The 22,608-nt window shown below is 73.9% G+C and carries 21 protein-coding genes; 10 read left to right on the forward strand and 11 right to left on the reverse strand.

All coding sequences use genetic code 11. From position 1 onward, the window contains the following. From GV155_RS08430 to GV155_RS08455, 6 genes are all read left to right on the forward strand, one after another. Positions 1–2,716, forward strand: a 2,716-nt coding sequence (locus GV155_RS08430; RefSeq protein WP_236554170.1) for a bifunctional acetate--CoA ligase family protein/GNAT family N-acetyltransferase, incomplete at its 5' end; no start/stop codon positions are given. Between the two features lie 6 nt (positions 2,717–2,722). Further along, complete coding sequence (locus GV155_RS08435; protein WP_160007079.1) at positions 2,723–3,349, forward strand: sulfotransferase family 2 domain-containing protein; 627 nt, start codon at positions 2,723–2,725, stop codon at positions 3,347–3,349. 32 nt (positions 3,350–3,381) lie between these two features. After that, positions 3,382–3,969, forward strand: a complete 588-nt coding sequence (locus tag GV155_RS08440) for a DUF5998 family protein (RefSeq protein ID WP_160007081.1) — start codon at positions 3,382–3,384, stop codon at positions 3,967–3,969. Next, positions 3,966–5,120: an alkaline phosphatase family protein gene (locus GV155_RS08445; RefSeq protein WP_160007083.1), complete on the forward strand. Its 1,155-nt coding sequence runs from the start codon at positions 3,966–3,968 to the stop codon at positions 5,118–5,120. Before GV155_RS08440 ends, GV155_RS08445 begins: the two co-directional genes overlap by 4 nt. A gap of 237 nt (positions 5,121–5,357) precedes the next feature. After that, positions 5,358–5,978, forward strand: coding sequence for an ANTAR domain-containing protein (locus GV155_RS08450; RefSeq protein WP_160007085.1), 621 nt, complete (start codon positions 5,358–5,360; stop codon positions 5,976–5,978). 22 nt (positions 5,979–6,000) lie between these two features. Continuing rightward, positions 6,001–6,711, forward strand: a complete 711-nt coding sequence (locus tag GV155_RS08455; protein ID WP_160007087.1) for a GAF and ANTAR domain-containing protein — start codon at positions 6,001–6,003, stop codon at positions 6,709–6,711. A gap of 181 nt (positions 6,712–6,892) precedes the next feature. On the opposite strand, the gene GV155_RS08460 is transcribed toward GV155_RS08455, so the two are convergent. Both GV155_RS08460 and GV155_RS08465 read right to left on the reverse strand, forming a co-directional pair. Then, the gene (locus tag GV155_RS08460; protein WP_160007089.1) at positions 6,893–8,179 is read right to left on the reverse strand and encodes an alpha-hydroxy-acid oxidizing protein; all 1,287 of its coding nucleotides are present in this window, start codon (positions 8,177–8,179) and stop codon (positions 6,893–6,895) included. 39 nt (positions 8,180–8,218) lie between these two features. Further along, entirely contained in the window at positions 8,219–8,773 is a 555-nt protein-coding gene (locus GV155_RS08465) for a type 1 glutamine amidotransferase domain-containing protein (protein WP_160007091.1), read from the reverse strand. A 137-nt stretch (positions 8,774–8,910) separates the two neighbouring features. On the opposite strand from GV155_RS08465, the gene GV155_RS08470 reads away from it, so the two are divergent. After that, positions 8,911–9,588, forward strand: a complete 678-nt coding sequence (locus GV155_RS08470) for a response regulator transcription factor (RefSeq protein WP_160007093.1) — start codon at positions 8,911–8,913, stop codon at positions 9,586–9,588. 53 nt (positions 9,589–9,641) lie between these two features. On the opposite strand, the gene GV155_RS08475 is transcribed toward GV155_RS08470, so the two are convergent. Then, complete coding sequence (locus GV155_RS08475) at positions 9,642–11,111, reverse strand: protein adenylyltransferase SelO (protein WP_236554172.1); 1,470 nt, start codon at positions 11,109–11,111, stop codon at positions 9,642–9,644. Positions 11,112–11,241: 130 nt separating this feature from the next. Here GV155_RS08475 and GV155_RS08480 point away from each other — a divergent pair, with 130 nt between their 5' ends. Beyond that, entirely contained in the window at positions 11,242–13,428 is a 2,187-nt protein-coding gene (locus tag GV155_RS08480; protein WP_160007097.1) for a glutamine synthetase III family protein, read from the forward strand. A 177-nt stretch (positions 13,429–13,605) separates the two neighbouring features. Here GV155_RS08480 and GV155_RS08485 read toward each other — a convergent pair whose 3' ends face one another. Continuing rightward, positions 13,606–14,604 (reverse strand): 5'-3' exonuclease, encoded by a 999-nt coding sequence (locus GV155_RS08485; protein ID WP_236554174.1) that lies wholly within the window; start codon positions 14,602–14,604, stop codon positions 13,606–13,608. A gap of 113 nt (positions 14,605–14,717) precedes the next feature. On the opposite strand from GV155_RS08485, the gene GV155_RS08490 reads away from it, so the two are divergent. Further along, the gene (locus GV155_RS08490) at positions 14,718–15,713 is read left to right on the forward strand and encodes a glycoside hydrolase family 26 protein (protein WP_160007099.1); all 996 of its coding nucleotides are present in this window, start codon (positions 14,718–14,720) and stop codon (positions 15,711–15,713) included. Between the two features lie 51 nt (positions 15,714–15,764). Next, positions 15,765–16,844 (forward strand): phosphatase PAP2 family protein, encoded by a 1,080-nt coding sequence (locus GV155_RS08495; protein ID WP_160007101.1) that lies wholly within the window; start codon positions 15,765–15,767, stop codon positions 16,842–16,844. On the opposite strand, the gene GV155_RS08500 is transcribed toward GV155_RS08495, so the two are convergent. The 7 genes from GV155_RS08500 to GV155_RS08525 all read right to left on the reverse strand — a co-directional run bounded on the left by GV155_RS08500 (position 16,771) and on the right by GV155_RS08525 (position 22,536). Next, positions 16,771–17,037 carry a metal-sensitive transcriptional regulator gene (locus GV155_RS08500; RefSeq protein WP_160007103.1) on the reverse strand — a complete coding sequence of 89 codons (267 nt, stop codon included), beginning with the start codon at positions 17,035–17,037 and terminating at the stop codon, positions 16,771–16,773. The genes GV155_RS08495 and GV155_RS08500 overlap by 74 nt on opposite strands. Beyond that, positions 17,037–17,459, reverse strand: a complete 423-nt coding sequence (locus GV155_RS08505; protein ID WP_160007105.1) for a DUF302 domain-containing protein — start codon at positions 17,457–17,459, stop codon at positions 17,037–17,039. The genes GV155_RS08500 and GV155_RS08505 overlap by 1 nt, the downstream gene beginning before the upstream one ends. A 98-nt stretch (positions 17,460–17,557) precedes the next feature. After that, on the reverse strand, positions 17,558–17,725 hold the full coding sequence (locus tag GV155_RS20440) for a hypothetical protein (protein WP_201300108.1): 168 nt from the start codon (positions 17,723–17,725) through the stop codon (positions 17,558–17,560). Between the two features lie 50 nt (positions 17,726–17,775). Next, positions 17,776–19,971, reverse strand: a complete 2,196-nt coding sequence (locus tag GV155_RS08510; RefSeq protein WP_160007107.1) for an MMPL family transporter — start codon at positions 19,969–19,971, stop codon at positions 17,776–17,778. A 38-nt stretch (positions 19,972–20,009) separates the two neighbouring features. Next, positions 20,010–20,831 (reverse strand): sulfite exporter TauE/SafE family protein, encoded by an 822-nt coding sequence (locus GV155_RS08515; RefSeq protein ID WP_160007109.1) that lies wholly within the window; start codon positions 20,829–20,831, stop codon positions 20,010–20,012. Then, on the reverse strand, positions 20,828–22,201 hold the full coding sequence (locus GV155_RS08520) for an MBL fold metallo-hydrolase (RefSeq protein WP_160007111.1): 1,374 nt from the start codon (positions 22,199–22,201) through the stop codon (positions 20,828–20,830). The genes GV155_RS08515 and GV155_RS08520 overlap by 4 nt, the downstream gene beginning before the upstream one ends. Then, on the reverse strand, positions 22,198–22,536 hold the full coding sequence (locus GV155_RS08525; protein WP_160007113.1) for a rhodanese-like domain-containing protein: 339 nt from the start codon (positions 22,534–22,536) through the stop codon (positions 22,198–22,200). The genes GV155_RS08520 and GV155_RS08525 overlap by 4 nt, the downstream gene beginning before the upstream one ends. Positions 22,537–22,608: the final 72 nt, after the last annotated feature.

The raw sequence follows: 22,608 nt of genomic DNA on the forward strand, positions 1-22,608 counted from the left end.
CCCCGCTGCTCCGGCGGGCACGACCGCCCCGGCCCCCCAGCACTGGGAGGCCGACGTCCTGCTGCGCGACGGCCGCACCGCCCACGTGCGCCCGATCGTGCCCGAGGACGCCGAGCTGCTGGTGTCCTTCTACGCCCGCGTCTCCGACCGGTCGAAGTACTACCGCTTCTTCAGCCCGATGCCGACGCTGAGCGCGCGCGACGTGCGGCGCTTCACCGAGGTCGACCACGTCGGCCGGGTGGCGCTGGTGATGCTGCTCCAGGGCCAGATGATCGCCGTCGGCCGTTTCGAGGCCCTCGGCGACGGCGAGGCCGAGGTCGCCTTCCTGGTCGAGGACCGCCACCAGGGCCGCGGCATCGCCCAGCTGCTGCTCGAGCACCTCGCCGCCGCGGGGCGCGAGCGCGGCCTGGAGCGGTTCACCGCGGAGGTCCTGCCCGACAACCACCGGATGATCCAGACCTTCCGCGACGCGGGCTACCGGGTGGCCAGCGGCTACGAGGACGGCGTGCTGAGCCTGGAGTTCCCGATCGACGCCACCGACACGGCGATCGGCGTGATGCGCGGGCGTGAGCAGCGTGCGGAGGCCGCCTCGATCGAGCGGTTCTTCAACCCGCGCTCGGTCGCGGTGATCGGCGCCTCGCGCCGCCAGGACACGATCGGCCAGCAGCTGGTGCGCAACCTGGTCACCGGCGACTTCACCGGCCGGGTCTACGTGGTCAACCCCAGCGCCGGCGCCGTCTCGGGGCTCCCGGCCTACCAGAGCGTCGGCGACATCCCCGACGAGGTCGACGTGGCCATCGTCGCGGTCCCGGCCGAGGCCGTGACCGACGTGGTCCTCGACTGCGCGGCCAAGGGCGTGCACGGGCTGGTGGTGATCTCTTCGGGGTTCGCCGAGACCGGCGAGGAGGGCCGGCAGCGCCAGCGGCACCTGGTCGGGCTGTCCCGCTCGTACGGCCTGCGGCTGATCGGCCCCAACTGCCTCGGCGTCATCAACACCGACCCGGCCGTCTCGGTCAACGCCTCGCTGTCCTCGGTGATGCCCCCGCGCGGGCGGGCCGGGTTCTTCTGCCAGTCCGGCGCGCTCGGCTCGGCGATCCTGGAGAAGGTGCAGAACCGTGGCCTCGGGCTGTCCACCTTCGTCAGCGCCGGCAACCGCGCCGACGTGTCGGGCAACGACCTGCTGCAGTACTGGGAGGAGGACGACTCCACCGAGGTCGTGCTGCTCTACCTGGAGTCCATCGGCAACCCGCGCAAGTTCTCCCGGATCGCGCGGCGGGTCTCGCTGCGCAAGCCGATCGTGGCGGTGCGCTCCGGGCGGAGCACCCAGGGCGTCCCGATGGGCCACACCGTGCGCCGGATCGGTGCGCCGCCGCAGGCCGTCGACGCGATGTTCCGCCAGGCCGGGGTGATCCAGGTCGACACCCTCGAGGAGATGTTCGACGTCGCCCAGCTGCTGGCCCACCAGCCGCTGCCGCGGGGCCGCCGGGTGGCGATCGTCGGCAACTCCGACGCCCTGGGCCTGCTCGCGGCCGACGCGGCCGCCCCCATCGGCCTCGAGGTCACCCGGGCCGTCGCGCTGGGAGCCGACGCCGGGGCCGAGGACTTCGAGGACGCCATCGACGCCGCCATCGACGACCCCGAGGTCGACGCGGTGATGGCGGTCTACATCCCGCCGCTCAACGTCTCCGGCGAGGACGTCGCCAACGTGCTGGCCGCCGTCGGCGAGCAGTCCGACAAGCCCCTGGTCTCCACCTTCCTCGGCGCCGAGGGCGTGCCCGAGCTGCTCCGCGTGCCGGACGTGGCCGGGTCCACCGCCGGTCGCGGGTCGGTGCCGTCCTACCCGGCGGTCGAGTCCGCCGTCCGCGCCCTGGCCCGGGTCGTGGAGTACGCGGTGTGGCTGCGCACCCCCGACGGGCCGCCGCCGGACCCGGCGCAGAGCGACGAGCCGGCCGCCCGGGCCGTCGTGCGCCGTGCCCTGCAGGCCGACCCGGACGGGGTCAACCTCGGCGAGGACGCCCTGCGCGAGCTGCTCGCTGCCTACGGGATCGACCTGTGGCCCGTACGCCGGGTCGCCACGCTCGCCGAGGCGCGCGCCGCCGGGCACGACCTCGGCTGGGCCGGCGGCCACGACGTCGTGCTGAAGGCGACCGCGGAGCCGTTGCGCGAGCGCCCCGACCTGGCCCACGTGTGGCGCAACATCGCCGACGCCGACGAGATGGCCACCGCGTGGTCCTCCCTGGCGCACTCGGTGACCTCCGTGGCGGAGCCGGACTTCGTCGTCCAGCGCACCGCCCAGCCCGGCGTGCCGGTCTCGATCCGCAGCATCGAGGACCCGCTCTTCGGGCCGGTGGTCTCGTTCGGCATCGCCGGACCCGTCATCGAGCTGCTGTCCGACCTCTCCTACCGGATCCCGCCGCTCGGCGAGCGGGACGCCCGGGCGATGGTGCGGGAGGTGAAGAGCTCCCCGATGCTGTTCGGCTACCGCGGCGCGGAGGCCGTCGACGTGGCGCTGATCGAGCGGCTGATCGGCCAGGTCTCCCAGCTGCAGCTCGACTTCCCCGAGGTGGCCTCCCTCGAGCTCGGCCTCGTGGTCGCCGGCGCCGACCACCTCTCGGTGCTGACCGCCACGGCCCGCGTCCAGCGCGTGGCCACGCCCCGTTCCGACCTCTACGCCCGGCGGATGCCGGACCTGCCCGGCGACACCGCCCCGGACTGAGCCGCGGTGATCGTCTCCGACGCGGCGGGGCTGCTGTTCGTCCACGTCCAGAAGACCGGCGGGGTCAGCGTCGAGCGCTGGCTGCAGGAGGTGGCCCCGGACGCGCGCCGGGTGCCGGGCTGCGACCGGCACGCCGGCCTGCGGGCGATCCTGGCCGCCGAGCCGGCGCTGACCGACCACCTCGTCGTCGGGGTCGTGCGCAACCCCTGGGCGCGGTTGCTGTCGTGGCACCGGATGGTGCGCCGGTGGGTGTCCTGGGTGCCCGAGGGCGAGCCGCTGGAGTCGCTGGAGAACTTCCGCGGCAACGCCTTCGCGCGGCGGGTGGCCCTCGAGCTGCCCGACTTCGAGGACTTCGTGATGCGCGGGACCACCGAGATCCCCCGGCTGCGTCGCCCGCAGGTGGCCTACCTCGAGGCGCCGGGTCGCCGGGCCGACGTGGTGGCGCGCCAGGAGACCCTCGACGACGACCTGCGCGTGGTGGCGGCGCGCTGCGGCCTGCCGCCGCGCACGGGGGAGCGGTGGAACGCCGACGACGAGCGGGTCGACCACCGCAGGGCGTACACCCCGGCGATGCGCGACCGCGTGGGTGAGGTCTTCGCACGCGACGTCGCGACGTTCGGCTACGAGTTCTGAGCACCGCGGGACCCCGTGCGAGACTTCCTGGCATGCGCAGCACCCGCACCGACGACAGCGACCGCACCCGGGAGCTGCTCGGGGCCATCGAGCAGACCGGGTACTACCCCGAGGTGGTCGCCGACGGCGTCGCCGCCGCGGTGGCCGGCGAGCAGGTGGTCTCCTACTACGTCCACCACGAGCCGACCTTCGAGCACGACGAGGTGCGCCGCCACCAGAGCGTGGTCGTGCTGACGCCGAGCCGCCTCGTGCTGGCCCACACCGACGAGCACGCCCCCGACGACCTGCTCCCGGAGCCCTACACCTCGACCTCGACCGAGGCCGTGCGGCTGGACTCCGTGCGCTCGGTCGTGGTGACCCGGATGGTCGCGAACCCGACCCAGGGCCCCACCCCGCCGGCCGAGGCCGTGATGACGATCGGGTGGGGCGGGGTCAGCCACCTCGACCTCGAGCCCGCCGGCTGCAGCGACCCCGAGTGCGAGGCCGACCACGGCTACACCGGCTCGATGACCGCCGACGACTTCACCCTGCGGGTCTCGGCCACCGCCGACGGCCCCGACGCCGTGGCGGGCCTGCTCTCCTTCGCCGAGTCGCTCTCGGCGCGCACCCACCTGCGGTGACGCTGCTGGAGCCGGAGTACGGCCGCCGCTCCCTCGGCGACGTCGTCCCGGCGGTCGCCCGTGCCCTGGGCCGCCCGCTCGACCCGGCCACCGACCGCGACCATCGCGCCGGGGGTGCGCCCGGCGCTGCGCCCGGGCTCGTGCTGCCCGACGCCGAGGCGTACGTGCTGTTCCTCGTCGACGGGCTCGGCGCCCGCCAGCTGGCCCGCTACGAGCACGCCGCGCCGTACCTCTCCTCGCTGCAGGTCGTCGATGCCGCCGCGACCGCAGGGGTGCCGTCCACGACCGCCACCAGCCTTACCTCGTTGGGCACCGGCCTCCCGCCGGGCGCCCACGGGGTCGTCGGCTACAGCTCGCGGATCCCCGGCACCGACCGGCTGCTGTTCGCCCTCGGCTGGGACGCCGCGGTCGACCCCCGCGAGTGGCAGCCGCACCCGACCGCCTTCACCCGCCTGCAGGCCGCGGGCGTCACGACCACCGTGGTCAACAAGCGCGAGTTCGAGGGCAGCGGCCTGACCGAGGCCGCCCACCGCGGCGCCGACTTCGTGGGCGCCGACAAGGTGGGGGAGCGGATCGCGGCGACCCAGCGCGTCTCGGCCCGCACCCCGTCGCTGACCTACCTCTACGACGGCGACCTCGACTGGACCGGGCACCGCCACGGCGTCGCCTCGACCGCCTGGCTCCAGCAGCTGGCGATGATCGACAGCGAGGCCGAGCAGCTGCGCGAGTCGTTGCCGGCCTCCGTACGCCTGCTCGTGGTCGCCGACCACGGCATGGTCGACGCCGACCCCGCGCAGCGCTTCGACGTCGACGCGCTGCCCGAGCTGTCCGCCGGGGTCAGCCTCTTCGGAGGCGAGGCCCGCTTCCGCCAGCTCTACTGCCAGCGCGGCGCGGTGGACGACGTCGTCGCTGCCTGGAGGGGGACGCTGGGGGACGCCGCCGAGGTGCTGACCCGGGAGGAGGCGGTGGCCCGGGGCTGGTTCGGCCCGGTCTCGCCCACGGTCGTGCCCCGATTGGGCGACGTCCTGGTGGCGTGCCGCGACCGGGCGTCGGTCGTCTCCACCGTCGGCTGGTCCTACGAGTCCCGGCTGGTCGGCCTGCACGGGTCGCTGACGCCCGACGAGATGCTGATCCCGGTCCTCCTCGGCTGAGGCCCGGGCCGCGCTCGCGGGTCGGGCGTCCTGGGAGCGATAGGGTCGCCTGACCCGGTGACCCCGGGCACCGCCGACCGGAGGCAGCTCATCGACCGTCCCGCACACCCAGTGGACGCCCGCACCCGCGCGCGTGCGTTCCTGGACGCCCAGCCCCCGCCCCTACCTGGGCTGCCGCCCCTGCTCGACCGCGTGTGCTGTGCCGCGACGGAGGCGCTCGTGGCCGACGGTGCCACGGTGACGCTCGTCCCGGCGCGCGGCCTGGACCACGACGTCGCCGAGGTGCAGGTGGTGGCCGGCTCCTCCGGCGACCTCTACCGGCGCGCCGCCGAGGTCGAGCTGGACCTGGGGGAGGGGCCGGTCACCCAGGCGCTCCTGGGCGGGCACCCCGTCCTCGTGCCCGAGGTGGGCGCCTCCGACGGGTGGCGCTGGCCGGCGTGGGAGGCCCGTGTGCAGAACCTCGGCATCGGGGCGGTGCACGCGTTCCCGCTCCAGCTGGGCGCGGCGCGGTTCGGGGCCCTGTCGGCCTTCCACGGCCGACCGTTCGCGCTGGTGCCGGCCGTGGCCGGCCTCGGGGTGGCGCTCGCGGCGCTGACCACCGAGCTGCTGCTCGACCGCGCGGCCCGGACCGACCGGAGCGGCCGGCCCGGGGGACTCCCGCCGCTCGGGGACGACCTCGACCTCCGGATCGAGGTCTACCAGGCCCAGGGAATGGTGATGGCCGCGCTCGGCGTCACGATGGCCGAGGCGCTGGCCCGGATGCGCGCCCGTGCCTTCGCCACGGGCAAGGACCTGCCGGCCGTGGCCGCCGAGATCGTCGCAGGTCGTCTCGACCTGTCCGGGGACGGCACACGTTGAGCACCACCGAGAGGACCACGCCATGATCGACCTCCACCGCATCCCCGAGCTGTTCGTCGACGTGGCCGACACCCTGGTCGCGGAGTTCGACCTGCTGGAGTTCCTGCACCGCCTCACCGAGCACGCCGCCACCGTGAGCGGCGCCAGCGCGGTCGGGCTGATGATGCTCGACCAGAACGACGTCCTGCGCTACATGGCCTCGACCAGCGAGAGCGCCCGGATGCTCGAGCTGCTGCAGCTGCAGACCGAGGAGGGGCCCTGCTTCGACTGCTCCCGCACCGGGCAGGCCGTGGTCAACGCCGAGCTCGCCGAGGCGACCGGTCGGTGGCCCGTCTTCGCCCGGGCCGCCCTCGACGCCGGGTTCCGGTCGGTGCACGCCTTCCCGATGCGGCTGCGGGACGAGTCCATCGGCGCGCTCAACCTGCTCGGCGACGAGGACGGCACGTTCGAGCCCGAGGAGGTCCGCCTGGTGCAGGCGCTGGCCGACGTCGCCACGATCGCGCTCCTCCAGGAGCGCCAGCTCTCCCGTGCCGGCGCGGTGACCGAGCAGCTCCAGGGCGCGCTGAACAGCCGGATCGTGCTCGAGCAGGCCAAGGGAGTGCTCGCCCAGCAGATGGGCAGCACGCCCGACGCGGCCTTCGAGATCCTGCGTCGACGCGCTCGCTCCGAGCAGGTCCGACTGTCCGACCTCGCCCGCTCCATCGTCGACGAGGTCGAGCGCCGCGCCCGCTGACCGACCAGTCTCGTGTCGTCTGGCCCGCCGGGCCCGCCTCTGCTACTTTCTCCGCTGACCGCCCCAGACCCCGGTGGTCCGCACCCTTGCCGGCATCCGCGTCGTGACGACGCCCCGCTCTCCGGACGGTGCTGTCCCCGGGGGGAGCGACAGCGCCGTCCGGTCCCGGTGTCCGCGCCGCTCAGGCGTGCTGCGCCACCAGCGCGTCGCGGGTGATCGAGCCGAGGTCGGGCGTCCCCGCCAGGGCCATCGTCAGGTCGAGCTCGGCGACGACGTTGCCGAGCACCTCCTCCAGGCCCCGCTGACCGGCCACGGCCAGGCCGTAGATCGGCGAGCGGCCGAGCAGCACCGCGTCGGCGCCCAGCGCGCGGGCCACGAAGACGTCGGCGCCGGTGCGCACCCCGCTGTCCAGCAGCAGCGTGGGGTCCGGGCCCACCGCCTCCCGGACCTGCACCAGCGCGTCCAGGGAGGCCACGGCGTTGTCGACCTGCCGGCCGCCGTGGTTGGAGACCACCAGGGCGTCGGCCCCGAGGTCCAGGGCGCGTCGGGCGTCGTCGGGGTGCAGGACGCCCTTCAGGACCACGGGCAGCGAGGTGCGCGAGCGCAGCGTCGCGAGGTGGTCCCAGGACAGACCGGGGTTGGAGTAGACGTCGAGGAAGGTCTCCACGCTCGCGCGCGGCTCGGGGGCCCGCAGGTTGTCGCGGAAGCGCCCCGGGTGGTGCCGGGCGATGTCCAGCAGGGTGCGGACGGCGCCGACGGTGACCTCGACGGCGTCCCGCCCCTCGCGTGCGGCCGCAGCCACCCGGGTCCGCACGATCTCGGTGAAGCGGTCGTCGGAGGTGTACTGCGCGATCCCGATGCCCCGGCTGAAGGGGAGCGAGCCGAGGTCCAGGTCCTGCGGCCGCCAGCCCAGCACCGTGGTGTCGAGGGTGACGACCAGGGCCTGCGCCCCGGTGGCCTCCGCCCGCCCGATCAGGCTGTCGACCAGGCCCTCGTCCTTGCTCCAGTACAGCTGGAACCAGTGCGGGCTGCCGCCGAGCTCGGCGACGACCTGCTCCATCGGGCTGCTGGCCTGGTTGGAGAGGACGTACGTCGTGCCGGTCGCCGCCGCGGCCCGGGCGACCGCCAGGTCGGCGTCGCGGCGGACCAGACCGGCAGCTCCCACCGGGGCGAGCAGGACGGGGGCGGCGAGCCGGTGACCGAGGACGTCGAGCGAGAGGTCACGGACCGCATGGCCGTGCGCCATCCGTGGGAGCACGCCCCAGGCGTCGAAGGCCCGCCGGTTGCGCGTCATCGTGCGGCCCTGGCCGGCCCCGCCGGCGACGTAGGCCCACGCCCGGTCGCTCATCGCCCGGCGGGCGGCGCGTTCCAGGGCCGCGTCGTCGGTCGGGACCGCCGGGCGCCGCCCGAGCGCCCCCTGGCGGTAGACGTGACCCTGGCGTAGACGTCCGACCCCGGTGCTGACCATGGCCCGACCCTAGGAGACCGGACCCTGGGCGCGTGCTTGTCAGCCGGCGAACGCCGCCACGGAGGCCTCGACGAAGGCGTCCAGGTCGTCGGGGTTGCGGCTGGTCACCAGGGTCCAGCCGTTGGCCGGGCAGGTGAAGGACTGCTCGTCGACCCAGGTCGCGCCGGCGTTCTTGAGGTCGGTGCGGATGCTGGGGAAGCTGGTGAGGGTCTTGCCCCCCAGGACGTCGGCCTCGGCTAGGGTCCAGGGGCCGTGGCAGATGGCGGCGACGGGCTTGCCGGCGTCGACCAGCGTGCGGACGAGGGCCACCGCGGCCTCGTCGAGCCGCAGCTGGTCGGGGTTGGTCGTGCCGCCGGGCAGCACGAGCGCGTCGACCGTGGTCGGGTCGAGCTCGGCCACGGTGGTGTCGACGTCGAACGTGTCGGCCTTGTCGACGTCGTTCTCGAACGCCTGGACGGTCCCGGCCTCGGGCGCCACCAGCACGCACCGTGCACCGGCGGCCCGCAGCCCCTCCCAGGGCCGGGTCAGCTCGACCTGCTCGACGCCGGAGTTGGCGGTGAGGAAAACGATCGTCTTGCCGTCGAGCTGTGCCACGGTGGGTGACTCCTGGGGTGCGAGGTGGGTGGGTGGTCGTGCTCCTCCACCTCACTAGGCGCTCCGACGCCACCCAACACCCGCACGGGTGACGTGCCCGGGACGTGCCCGGGCGCGCTTCTCGTAGGATGGCGCTCATGTCCTCCTCGCCCGTGCGCATCGCCGTGGTCAACGACTACGCCATCGTGGTGGCCGGGACCGCGCGGGTCCTCGAGCCCTTCGCCGGGCGGGTCGAGGTCGTGGAGCTGGACAGCCGCAAGCCGGTCGCGAGCGACGTCGACGTCGTCCTCTACGACACCTTCGGCAAGCCGCAGGGTTCCGCGTGCCACCCCGAGCAGCTGATGGGTGCCGGCGGCCGGTTCCTGGTGTTCAGCTGGAACACCGACCCCGACCAGGTGCGCGCGGCGCTCGACCGCGGGGCGCACGGCTACGTGTCGAAGGCGTGCAGCGCCGAGGAGCTGGTCGAGGCGATCGAGCGGGTCCACCGCGGCGAGCGGGTCACGCCCGGCGGGGACACCGACCCCGAGCGCGGGGAGATGTTCGGCCGCTGGCCCGGGGACGAGCACGGTCTGAGCGCCCGGGAGTCCGAGGTGCTCGCCCTGATCTGCCAGGGCCTGAGCAACGTCGAGATCTCCCAGCGCGCCTACATCGGCATCAACACCGTCAAGACCTACATCCGCTCGGCCTACCGCAAGATCGGCGCCACCACTCGTCCGCAGGCCGTGATCTGGGGCCTCTCGCACGGCTTCGAGCCGGACCGCGTCCGGCGCGTGCTGCAGGACCGCACCCCGCCGTCGGCGTCGTCGGCCGGCTGACCCCGGCCACCTGACCTCGGCCGGCCGAGGACGCGGCCGCAGCGACAGCGGGCTCAGGTCCCGCAGAACGTCCGGAACCCGGCGCCGCCGTCCGGGTCCGGCTGGGCGAAGCGCTCCAGCCCCGGGCGCTCGTCGTACGGCGCGGCGAGGACGTCGATCAGCGTCCGCACCGGGCCGAGGTCGCCGCCCGTGGCCGCGGTCAGCGCCTCCTCGACCAGGTGGTTGCGGGGGACGTAGACCGGGTTGTGCCGGTCCATGACCGCGGGGTCCGGGTCAACCGCGCGCCAGCGCTCGCACCACGCGTCGAAGGCGGCGAGGTCGAGGACCATCGCGCGGGCCGGCTCGGCGTCGCCGCGGGCGGCGGCCGAGAGCCGACGCCAGAAGGAGGTGTGGTCGACACCGGTCTCGCGCATCAGTGCGAGCAGGTCGGCGGCCAGGGCGTTCGCGACGTCGTCGGCCAGACCCTCCGGCAGGCCGAGCTTGCGCCGCATCCCGGCGTCGAGGCGCGCGGTGTAGGTGGCGCTGTAGCCCTCCAGGGAGGCGGTGGCCAGGGCGACGGCCTGCTCCTCGTCGTCGTCGATGAGGGGCAGCAGGGCCTCGGCGAGGCGGGCCAGGTTCCACAACGTCACCGTGGGCTGCTGGCCGTAGGCGTAGCGGCCGCCCTCGTCGATGGAGCTGAACGACGTCGCGGGGTCGTAGGCGTCGAGGAAGGCGCAGGGCCCGTAGTCGATGGTCTCCCCGGAGATCGTGACGTTGTCGGTGTTGAGCACGCCGTGCACGAAGCCGACCAGCATCCACTGCGCCACCAGGGCGGCCTGGGCGGCGGTGACGGCCTCGAGCAGGGCGAGGTAGGGCCGCTCGGCGGTGCGCGCGTCGGGGTGGTGGCGGTCGATCGCCTGGTCGGCCAGGCGCCGCAGGAGGGCGGGGTCGCCGAGCGAGCGCGCGTACTGGAAGCTGCCGACCCGCAGGTGGCTGGCGGCGGTCCGGGCCAGCAGGGCGCCGGGCAGCAGCGTCTCGCGGCGCACCTCGCGCCCGGTGGCGACCACCGCCAGGGCCCGGGTGGTGGGGATGCCGAGGTGGTGCAGGGCCTCGCTGACGACGTGCTCGCGCAGCATCGGGCCGACCGCGGCCAGCCCGTCGCCCCCGCGGGCGAACGGGGTCCGGCCCGAGCCCTTGAGGTGCAGGTCGCGCATCCGGCCGTCGGGCAGCGCGAGCTCACCCAGGAGCAGCGCTCGGCCGTCGCCGAGGCGGGGGGACCAGCCGCCGAACTGGTGCCCGGCGTAGGCCTGCGCCACCGGGGTCGCCCCGGCGGGCACGACGGTCCCCGTGAGCAGGCCCAGCCCGGCCGGGCTGCGCAGGTGGGCGGGGTCCAGGCCGAGCTCGAGCGCGTGCTCCTCGTTGAGGGTCAGCAACGTCGCGGCCGGGACGTCCTCGGCCTGCCAGGCCATGGCCAGCTCGGGCAGGGCGTCGGCGAAGCGGTGCTCGAGGTGGACGTCGAGGGGGGTGGGGGCGGTGGTGCTCACCGCTTCAGCGTAGGCCGGGGGGAGGTCGCCGCCCGGTGTCACCTCGACGAAACAACCCCGACACCGGAGCCGCCTACCGTCGTGGTCGAGCGTCGGCGCCCGGCGGCGCCGCGTCCGTACGAGGAGTCCCATGACCGCCAACCCCGTCCGCCAGCAGGCCATCGCCGCCGTCGAGGCGCGGGTCGCCCCGCCGATCAGCTTCGACCCCGGCGAGGAGCCGGGCTCGATCTTCGGCGAGAACGTGTTCAGCCTCACCGTGATGCAGAAGCGGCTGCCGAAGAACGTCTACCGCTCGATGCTCTCGACGATCGAGAAGTCGGCGCCGCTGGACCCCGACGTGGCCGACGCGGTGGCCTCGGCGATGAAGGACTGGGCGCTGGAGAAGGGCGCGACGCACTACGCGCACGTCTTCTACCCGCTGACCGGCCTGACCGCCGAGAAGCACGACAGCTTCCTGGACCCGGTCGGCGACGGCACCGCCTTCGCCTCGTTCTCCGGCAAGACCCTGGTCCAGGGCGAGCCGGACGCCTCGTCGTTCCCCAACGGCGGGCTGCGCAACACCTTCGAGGCGCGCGGCTACACCGCGTGGGACGTGATGAGCCCGGCGTACGTCCTGGAGAACCCGAACGGCAACACGCTGTGCATCCCCACCATCTTCATCTCGATGACCGGCGAGGCGCTGGACCACAAGACGCCGCTGCTGCGCTCGCAGCAGGCCATGTCGGTGCACGCCCGGCGCGTGCTGGAGCTGTTCGGCCACGCCGACCCCGACAACGTGGTGGCCTACTGCGGCGCCGAGCAGGAGTACTTCCTCGTCGACTCCCACTTCTTCCTGGCCCGCCCGGACCTGCTGAACGCCGGGCGCACCCTGTTCGGGGCGAAGCCGCCGAAGGGCCAGGAGTTCGACGACCACTACTTCGGGGCCATCCCCGAGCGGGTGCTCGGCTACATGATGGACACCGAGCGGGAGCTGTTCAAGCTCGGCATCCCGGCCAAGACCCGCCACAACGAGGTCGCCCCCGGGCAGTTCGAGGTGGCGCCGATGTTCGAGCGGGCCAACGAGGCCTCCGACCACCAGCAGCTGCTGATGACGACCTTCAAGTCGGTGGCCAGGAAGCACGGCATGGAGTGCCTCTTCCACGAGAAGCCGTTCGACGGCGTCAACGGCTCGGGCAAGCACGTGAACTTCTCGCTCGGGAACTCGACCCTGGGCAGCCTGCTGGTGCCCGGGGACAACCCGCACGACAACGCCCAGTTCCTGGTGTTCTGCGCCGCGGTGGTCCGCTCGGTCCACCGCTACGGCGGCCTGCTGCGCGCCTCGGTGGCCTCGGCCTCCAACGACCACCGACTCGGGGCGAACGAGGCGCCGCCGGCGATCATCTCGATCTTCCTCGGCGACCAGCTCGCCGACGTCTTCGACCAGATCGCCAAGGGCGGTGCGACCAGCTCCAAGGACCGCGGCACCCTGACCATCGGCGTGGACACCCTGCCGAACCTGACCACGGACCCGGGCGACCGCAACCGCACCAGCCCGTTCGCCTTCACCGGCAACCGCTTCGAGTTCCGTGCCCCGGGCTCGAACCAGACCGTGGCCGGGCCGATGGTGGTGCTGAACACGATCATGGCCGAGGCGCTCGACCACTGCGCGACCACGCTCGAGGAGGCCGTGGCCGGCGGGACGGACTTCAACGAGGCCGTCCAGACGCTGCTGGCCTCGATCGTGGCCGACCACGGTGCGGTGATCTTCAACGGCAACGGCTACTCCGACGAGTGGCCGGTCGAGGCCGAGCAGCGCGGGCTGAAGAACCTCCGCACCACCGTCGACGCCCTGCCCGAGCTGATCACCCCGGAGGCCGTCGAGCTGTTCGGCACCTACGGCGTCTTCAACGAGCACGAGGCGCACAGCCGCTTCGAGATCGGCATCGAGCAGTACGTCCTCGCGGTCGCCGTCGAGGCCAACCTGACCCTCGAGATGGCCACCACGACCGTCCTGCCCTCCGCGATCCGCTACCAGACCGAGCTCGCCGGCAACGTGGCGGCGCTGCTGGCCGCCGGCGTCGAGGCCGACCGGTCGACGCTGGAGACGGTCTCGGCGCCGATCGGCGCGCTGCGGTCCGCCCTGGGGGTGCTCGGCGACGCCCTCGCCCAGGACCACCCGGTCGACGGCGGGGACCCGCTCGCCGCGGCGACCTTCTCCCGCGACACCGTGCTCCCGGCGATGGCGGCGGTCCGCACGGCCGCCGACACCCTCGAGACGCTGGTGGCCGACGACCTGTGGCCGCTGCCGACCTACCAGGAGATGCTCTACATCCTCTGAGCCTCACCGCCGGCGAGGTCCCGTCGTCCCGTCGCTTCGGGGCCGGGGCCGGGGCCGGGGCGCGGCCGAGCTACCGTACGGGCGCAATGGCGGACGTGTGACGCATTACTGGCCGGTAACCCTGCAGGAACCACGCAATTGTGCCAGTTCAGCAACCCCGGCGGTACGCCCGCCGCGTCACCGCCCGGCGCCGCCGGCCAGCACCCGGACCGCGAGGTCGGTGGTCGAGGGGACGCCGAGGTAGTCGACCGCGCGGGCGACGCGGTCGGCTGCCACCGGCAGCAGCCCGGGGGAGCCCGGCACCTCCGGGGTCAGGCCCAGGTCGACCTCGGTGCGCCCGGCCATGATGCCCAGGTTGAAGTCGAACCGCTCCCGGGCGCCCGCGGCGGACAGCTTGCGGACCAGTCCGGCGCCGGCACGGCGGCGGCCCTCCTCGCGGCACTGGTCGTCGACGGCCGCGGCCAGGGTCGCCCCGTCGCAGTGCTCGAGGTCGGCCCACACCTCCCGCATCGAGCCCACCTGCGCCAGCAGCAGCGAGGCCGCCTTCTCGCCGATGCCGGGCACGCCCGGCAGGTTGTCGCTGGCGTCGCCGCGCAGGGCGGCGTACTCGAGGTACTGCTCGGCGCGCACGCCGTACATCGCGTGCAGGCGGGCCGGTGTGAGCAGCGGGGAGCCGTCGACGCCGCCGGTGATCAGGCGCAGCACGTGCGTGCGCTCGCTGATGTGGGCGAAGGCGTCGCGGTCGGAGGTGACGACCACGCAGCGCCAGTCCCGCTCCTCGGCCCAGGCGGCGGCCGACGCGCTGACGTCGTCGGCCTCGAGCCCGGCCGGCGTCACCGCGCGCAGGCCCAGGGCCCCGAGCAGGGGCCCCGACCGCTCAAGCTGCTCGACCAGCGCGGCGTCCTTCTCCGCGCGCCCGGCCTTGTAGTCGGGGTAGGCCTCCCGGCGCACCGAGGCCTCCCGGTCGTCCAGGCCGAAGACGACGGCGTCGGGCGCGAAGCTCTCGACCGTCTCCAGGATCTGCAGCAGCATCCCGTGCAGCGCCCACGCCGGGCGGCCGCCCCGGTCGCGGAGGTCGGTCGAGGCCCGGGCGTGGTGGTGGCGGTGCAGCAACGAGGGCGCGTCGACGGCGAGCAGCAGTGGACGCTCGCGCGGCTCGTCGGTCGGGGTGGTCACGGTGCCCTCAGGGTACGCAGCACCGCGGTGGTCCGCCCTCAAGACGACGGTGCCCGCGACCGATACCACTCCAGGTGCCGCCGCGCCGCCCCGCCAGCCTCCTGGGAGCTCTCGTGCCTCGTCCCCGCCGCCGCCTGCTCGCCGTGCTCCCGGGGGCCCCCGTGCTCGCGGCCGCGGCCCTCGTCCTCGGGCTGCTCGCACCGTCCGGCGCCGCCGCCGCGGGGGCCGGTCGCACCGCCGCCGTCGTCGGCGCCACCGACCACGTCGTCGGCCTGGCCACCGCCGGGGCCCCGAGCGACCTCTCCGAGGTCACCGCCCTCGAGTCGGCCACCGGCGCGCAGGTCGACCAGGTCACCTTCTACGCCGCCTGGGCGCGCGGAGGCGACTTCCCGGCAGCCGACGCCAGCCGGATCGCCGGCATCGGCGCCGTCCCCGAGCTCACGTGGGAGCCGTGGGACCCCGCCGGCGGGCTGGTGCAGCCGGCGTACTCCCTGGACCGGATCGCCGCCGGCGCCCACGACGCGTACGTGACCCGCTGGGCCCGCCAGGTCAAGGCGTGGGGACGCCCGGTCGTGATCCGGTTCGCGCACGAGATGAACGGCGACTGGTACCCCTGGGCCCAGGGCGTCAACGGCAACGGTCCCGGCGACCACGCCGCCGCCTGGCGTCACGTGGTGAACGTCTTCACCAAGGTCAAGGCCACCAACGTCACGTGGAGCTGGTCGGCGAACGTGCCCTACCCGGGCTCGACGTCGCTGGCCTCGCTCTACCCGGGGGACCGGTACGTCGGCCGGGTCGGCCTCGACGGCTACAACTGGGGCACCACGCAGTCGTGGTCGACCTGGCAGTCGTTCGGCGAGGTCTTCGGTGCCGGTGTCGACGAGCTCACGGCGTTGAGCGCCCGCCCGGTGCACGTCACCGAGACCGCCGCCCCCGAGGGTGCCGGTGGCGACAAGGCGGCCTGGATCACCGACATGTACGCCTGGCTCGACGCGCACCCGGAGGTCGGCGGCGTCACCTGGTTCTCCCTGCTCAAGGAGGCCGACTGGCGCATCGACAGCTCGCCCGGGTCGCTGGCCGCCTGGGGCGAGGGCGCCCGCCTGCGGTGACGGGCCACCCGCGGTTCGCGGGCCGGTCGGCAGCAGGAGGAGAGTCCTGGTGTGACCCTGGAGGCCCCGCGCTCCCCACCGACCGACCCGCCCCGTCCGGCGGGGCGCGGCTGGCTGGTGGCCTTCTGGGCCCTGGTCGCGACGTTCGTGCTCGTCACCCTGGTCCGCTCCGCCCAGGTCGGGGTGCCGCTCCGCGACCCCGGCGGGGCCTGGTTCGCCGCCAGGATCGCCTCGTCGACGGTGGTCTTCGCGGTCCTCGCGCTGGCTGACGCCCACCACCGCACCGAGCGCGGGCACCGTGACCTCCGCGGCACGCTCGCGACGCTGCGCGGGCGGTGGTCGCCGCGCCGCCTGGTGCTCGCCGCCACCGGGGTGACGGGCTACTACGTCGTCTACGCCTGCTACCGCAACCTGAAGAGCTGGGTCGCCTTCCAGGAGCCGCAGGACGGGACGCTCCTGGCCTGGGACCGCTGGCTGTTCCTGGGGCACAGCCCGGCAGGGCTGCTGCACGACCTGCTGGGCGTGCAGGTCTCGGCGTACGTCCTGGTCGCGGTCTACGAGTCCTTCAGCACGCTGATCCGGGTCGCCGTGGTGGCGGCGGTGGTGCTCCCCGAGCGGGTGCGCGAGGGGTACGTGCTGCTCTCCTCGGCCGCGTGGGTCTGGATCCTGGGCGTCTGCTCCTACTACCTGGTCCCGTCGCTGGGACCGTTCTCCTCCGAGCCCGCGCAGTTCGCCGACCTGCCGGACACCGTCGTCACCGAGACGCAGCGTCGGTTCCTGGCCGAGCGGGCCGACTTCCTGGCCGACCCCGGCGCCCCGGGCGCGCTCTCGCAGGTCGCGGCGTTCGGGAGCCTGCACGTCGCGGTGACCTGCATGCTCCTGCTGATGGCGTACCACTACGGCCTGCGACGCACCCGCCGCGTGATGGTCGCGTTCGTGCTCACCACCATGGTGGCGACGGTCTACCTCGGCTGGCACTTCGCCGTCGACGACGTCGCCGGGGTGCTGATCGCCGTCGTCGCGGTGCTCCTCGGGCGGGCCACGACGGGGAAGCCCGTCACGCCAGGGCGAGGAAGAGCTTCTCCATCTTCTTCACGTCGACGCCGTCGAGGCCCTCGTCGGTCTCGGTGAGGCACTGCTGCAGCCCGGTGGCCACGATCGCGTAGCCGGCGCGCGACAGCGCCTTGTTGACCGCGGCGAGCTGGGTGAGGACGGCCTCGCAGTCGGAGCCCTCCTCCATCATCCGGATGACGCTGGCGAGGTGGCCGTTGGCCCGCTTCATGCGGGTGATGATCGGCTTGATGTCGGTCGGCTCGAGCTCCATCAGGCGTCCACCTCGACGGCGTCGAGCGCGGTGAGCACGGTGGTGAGCCGGGCGCGGGCGTCGGTGGCCACGCTCCGCAGCGCCTCACCGGCCTCGCCCTCGCCGGCGAAGGACATCATCACGTCCGGGTCCAAGGCCTCGACCACCGTGCTGGTGTCGTCCACCCCGTGTACGACCACGTTGCACGGCAGCATCGCGGCGATCGACGGCTCGACCTGGAGTGCCTGGTGCGCCAGCTGCGGGCGACAGGCCCCGAGGATGATCTGGGGTGCGACGTCGACGTCGAGCTTCTTCTTCAGTGTCGCCCGCAGGTCGATCTCGGTCAGCACGCCGAACCCGGCGTCCACCAGGCCGTCGCGCACGGCCTGGACGGTCTCCTCGTAGGGCCGTGCGACGGTGGTCCGCATCGTGTACTCCGCCATCGCGGGTCCTCCTCGGGCTGGTGGCTGCGGCCGGGCGCCGCTGCCGGGGTCGAGCATACAACCCCCTGGGGGGTTTCCTCCGGGTGCTGCGCCCAGGATCACGACCGCCTCCCGCGCAGACGGTCCAGGAGCCCGGCGCGGGCCTCCTTCGGGTGGCCGTCGCACCGGTCGGCGCGGGGCACGCGGGCCAGGACCTGGTCGACGTGCTGGCCGCAGCCGGCCCAGGTCGTCTTGCCGCACTTCTTGCAGGTGACTGCTCGGCACATGGTGGTGCTCCTTCTCGAGACGGGTGGGGTGGTGGTGGTGGTGGGCAGGGTCAGCCGTGGCTGAACGTGATCGTGGGCAGCACCCGCCGGAGCCAGGCCGGCGACCACCAGGCGGCCCGTCCGGTCAGCCGCAGCATCACCGGCAGCAGCACCAGGCGGACCAGGAAGGCGTCGAGGAGGACGGCGACGCCGAGCACGATGCCCATCTCCTTGGGCGGCAGCGGGCCGGAGAGCGCGAAGGTGAGGAACACCGCGACCATGACGGCGCCCGCCGCAAAGATCACCCGGCCGGAGTGGGCCAGGGAGCCGACCATCGCGTCCTTCGGGTCGCCGGAGCGCTCGTAGTGCTCCTTGGCCGAGGCCAGCAGGAAGACCGTGTAGTCCATCGCGATCGCGAAGATCATCGCGAAGAAGAACACCGGCGCCCAGGCGTCCAGGAAGCCCTGCGGTTCGAAGCCGAGCAGCCCCGAGCCGTACCCCTCCTGGAAGACCAGGCGGGCGACGCCGAACGCCGCGGCGGTGGACAGCAGGCTGGCCAGGGTGCCGAGCAGGGAGATGAGCGGTGCCTGCAGCGCGACCAGCAGGAGCAGGAAGCCGAGCACGAGCACGACGCCGATGACCAGCGGGGTGGACTCGTCGAGCTGGGTCTTCAGGTCGAGGTTCTCCACGGCGGCACCGCCGACGAGCGCGCTCGTCGGGAGGTCGGACCGGAGCCGGTCGACGGTCGCGCCGAGCGCGGGGTCGGACGGGTCGACGGTGGGGACGGCCTGGATCATCACCAGCCCGCTGTCGTCGGAGGCCGGCACGGCGGGCATGGCCCCGGCGATGCCGGCGTCCGAGGCGAGCACCGCGGACGCGGCGTCCGCGTCCTGCTCGCCGGCCACGACCTGCAGCGTGCCCGGTGCGCCCTCGCCGAAGGCCTCCTGCACGAGGTCGTAGCCGACCCGGGCGCTGGAGTCCTCGGGCAGGACCTTGATCGAGGGCATGGCGGTCGTGAGTCCGACGATCGGCGCGGCCAGGACCGCCAGCACCACCAGGGAGCCCAGGCCCCAGACGACCGGCCGCCTCCAGAGCCGCTCGCCCCACGCGGCGAAGCGGGCCGAGCGGTGCTCGCCGCTGTTCACCCAGGGCAGGGAGAGCTTGTTGATCTTGTGGTCGAGCTTGAACAGGACCAGTGGCAGCAGGGTGAGTGTGGCGGCAAGGACAAAGACGACGGAGAGCATGATCCCGCCGGCCATCGAGCGGAAGGACGGTGACGGCACGAGCATCACGGCCGACAGCGAGATCAGCACGGTCGCTCCGGAGAGGAGGACCGCCTTGCCGGCGGTGTCCATGGTCTCGGCGACGGCATCGCGGGCCGACCTGCCGGCCCCCATCCGGGACGCGCGGTAGCGGACGACCAGGAACAGCGCGTAGTCGATGCCGAGCGCCAGGGCGAACATCATCGCGAAGTTCATCGCCCAGATCGAGACCGGCACGAGCTCGTTGATGAGCACCAGGGACCCCGCGGAGGCGACCAGGCCGGCCAGGGTGAGCAGCAGGGGGAGGCCGGCGGCGACGAGGGCGCCGAAGGCGAGCACGAGGATCGCCATCGTGACCGGCCACGAGATCATCTCGGAGGTCAGCATCGCCTCGAGGTTGGCCTCGTTGAAGTCCGACCACAGCAGCGAGGACCCGGTCGGGTTGACCTGGACGCCCTCGACCGAGAGGTCCTGCAGATCGCCCTTGAGGTCGGTGGCGACCCGCACCATCTCGTTGGTGTCGGTGCCGGCGCCGGCGAGGACGATCGCGGTGGTCCCGTCCTGGCTGAGGGTCGCGCCGGGCATCGGCGCGACCACGTCGGCGATGCGGGGCTCGTCCTCGAGGACCGCGGTGACCTGGGCGAGCACCTCGGCACCCGCGCCGTCGGTCACCGGGCCGTCCGTCGAGTGGACGACGACCTGGATCGCCGAGGACGCGTTGCCGCCGAAGCTCTCCTGGGCCAGCTCGCGGGCGGCGACGGACTCGGAGCCGTCGGCCTGCCACCCGGCCCCGGAGAGGTTCTGCTCGACCTGGGGGGCGAACGCGCCGAGGCCGATGATCAGGATCAGCCACACCCCGGTGACGCCCTTGGCGTTGTCGGTGACCCAGACGCCGAGGCGCCCGAGGGGTCCGGGGCGTACGCCTGCCGCGGTGCCGGGTGCCGGGTCGGAGGCGCCGGCGCGCTGGGTGGCGGTGGTGGTGGTGGTGGTGGTGGTGGTGCTCATGGGAGGTCCGTCCTGTGAGGAGCGAGCATGGGTCAGGGTCAGAAGAGGGCGGGCAGGGCCTGGGCGGCGGTGTAGGCGGCGACGCCGAGCACCAGGGCCGTGAAGGCGGCCGCGAGGTGCCGGGTGTCGACCCGGCAGGCGAGCCGGGCGCCGCCGACGGCGGCCAGCGCCGAGGCGAGGGTGAGGACCAGGACGACGCCCCAGTCTGGAGCGGCGCCGACGCCGGCGCGCGTGGCCAGGGCCGCGGCGCTGGTGATCGTGATGACCACCAGCGAGGTGCCGGCGGCGTACGGCAGGGGGAGCGCGAGCGCGACCAGCAGCGCCGGGACGACCAGGAACCCGCCGCCCACCCCGAGGAAGCCGGTGAGCAGGCCGACGAGCGTGGCGGTGACCAGCACCTTGAGGGCACGGGGGCAGGCGCAGGCGAAGGTCGGGCTGAAGGTGAGGATCGGGTCGTCCAGCGTCGGTCGTGCGGCGTGGGCGGGCCCGTCGCCGTCGCGCGGCAGCAGCCGCCACGCCATCAGCGCGCCGACCAGCAGCATCAGCACCGAGAAGGCGGCGAGCAGCAGGTCCTCGTCGACGTGGGCCGAGGCCTTGGCCCCGAGGACGGCACCCCCGGTGGCCACGACCCCGAAGGTCGCGCCCCGGGCGAGGAGGACGGCCCCGGCCCGTCGGGCCGCCACCGCCCCGGTCAGCGACGTGAGCCCGACGACCACCAGCGACCCGGTGGTCGCCTGGGCGGGGGACTGGTCGAGCAGGTAGACGAGGACCGGCACGGCCAGGATCGAGCCGCCGCCGCCGAGCGCGCCCAGGCTGAGCCCGATCAGGGCACCGGCCGCGACCGCGAGGAGGAGCGTCACGCCGCCGGCCCGACGAGGTGCAGACCCACCTCCTCGGCGTGGGCGAAGGAGTCGTCGATCGCGACCGGCGTACGACCGTGGGCGTCGAGCATCGAGGCGGCGACCGACGCGCGGTAGCCGCCCGCGCAGTGCACCCAGACCTCCCCGGCCGGGACGTCGTCGAGGCGGGTCATGAGCTCGTGGAGGGGGATGTTGACGGAGCCCCGGATCGCGGCGGCGTCGTGCTCGTCGGCGCGGCGCACGTCGAGGACCACCACGTCGCGGTGGTGGCGGACGAGGGCGAGGTCGGCGAAGGTCGCGGTCGCGAACCCCGTCGGCTCGCCGACGGCCCAGTTAGCAGGCGAGCCCGTCGCGTGGGCGGCGGGACGGTCGATGCCGATCCGGACCAGCTCGCGCTGCGCCTCAGCGACGTCGTCGGCGGTCGCGCCGAGCAGCGTGAGCGGGGTGCCCCAGGGGATCAGCCAGCCGAGGTACGTCGCGAAGCCGCCGTCGAGGCCGAAGTTGAGCGTGCCGCGGGCGTGCCCGGCCGCGAAGGCGGTGCGGTCGCGCAGGTCGACGACCCACTCGCCGGCCTCGATGCGGCGGCGCAGCTCCGCGGCGTCGGCCCGCGCCGGGGGACTGAGGTCGGGCGCCGCGGGACCCGCGGCGTTCGCCGGGGCCATGTGCGCGTAGTACGCCGGCCAGGGGCCGAGACCCGCGAGCAGCGCGCGTACGTAGGTCTGCTCGTCCTGGGTCAGCACCGGGTTGGTCTCACGCTCGCGTCCGATCGTCGAGGAGGTCGCGTCGGACTGGGTGGCCGAGCAGAACGAGCCGAACCCGTGGGTGGGGAACACCGCTGCGTCGTCGGGCAGCAGTGCGGCCAGTCGGTGCGCGGAGGCGTGCTGGTGGTGGACCAGGGCGTCGGTGTGGTCGTGACCGAGCAGGTCGGGCCGCCCGGTCGCGCCGAAGAGCATCGAGCCACCGGAGAAGACGCCCACGTCCGTGCCGGTGGCGGTGTCGCGCAGGGCGTAGGAGAGGTGGGTGAAGGTGTGTCCGGGGGTCGCCAGGGCGGTGAGCAGCATCCGGTCGCCGATGGCGAGCTGCTCGCCGTCGCTGACGGGCGTGCGGTCGAAGGAGACGTCGTCGGCGCCGTTGACGACGTACGCCGCGCCGGTCGCGGCGGCCAGGGCGAACCCGCCGGTGACGTAGTCGTTGTGGAGGTGGGTCTCGAGCACGTGGGTCAGGCGTACGTCGTGCTCGGCCAGCAGGGTCAGCACCCGGTCGATGTCGCGCTGCGGGTCGACGACGAACGCGACCTCGCCGTCGTGGACGAGGTAGCTGCGGTCGCCCAGGGTCGGGGTCTCGATCGCGACCACGGTCAGGTCCTTCATCGGGACTCCTCCGTCCCGGCGCCGGTTCCCGCGCCGTGGGCGACCGGGCGCCCGGAGCGGAGCCAGGCGCTGGTGCCACCGACGACGTTCACGGCGTCGAACCCCTGGGCGAGCAGCACCTCGGCCATCGCGGCGCTGCGGTTCCCGCTGGCGCAGATCACGTGCACCGGGGCGGTGCGGTCGAGCTCGTGGAGCCGGGAGGTCAGGCGGCCCATGGGGATGTTGACGGCCCCCGGGACGTGGGCGTCGGCGTACTCGGTGGTCTCCCGGACGTCGACGACCGTCACGTCCTCCTCGAGCACCGCGGCGAGCTGGTCGGTGTCGATCTCACGCATGGGATGTCCTTCCTGGCCTGTCCGGGCCGGTCGCGGTAACCCCCTGGGGGGTTATGTGCAGGACGGTAGCAG

It is taken from the genome of Nocardioides sp. AX2bis, from assembly GCF_902506435.1.
Classification (GTDB): Bacteria; Actinomycetota; Actinomycetes; order Propionibacteriales; family Nocardioidaceae; genus Nocardioides.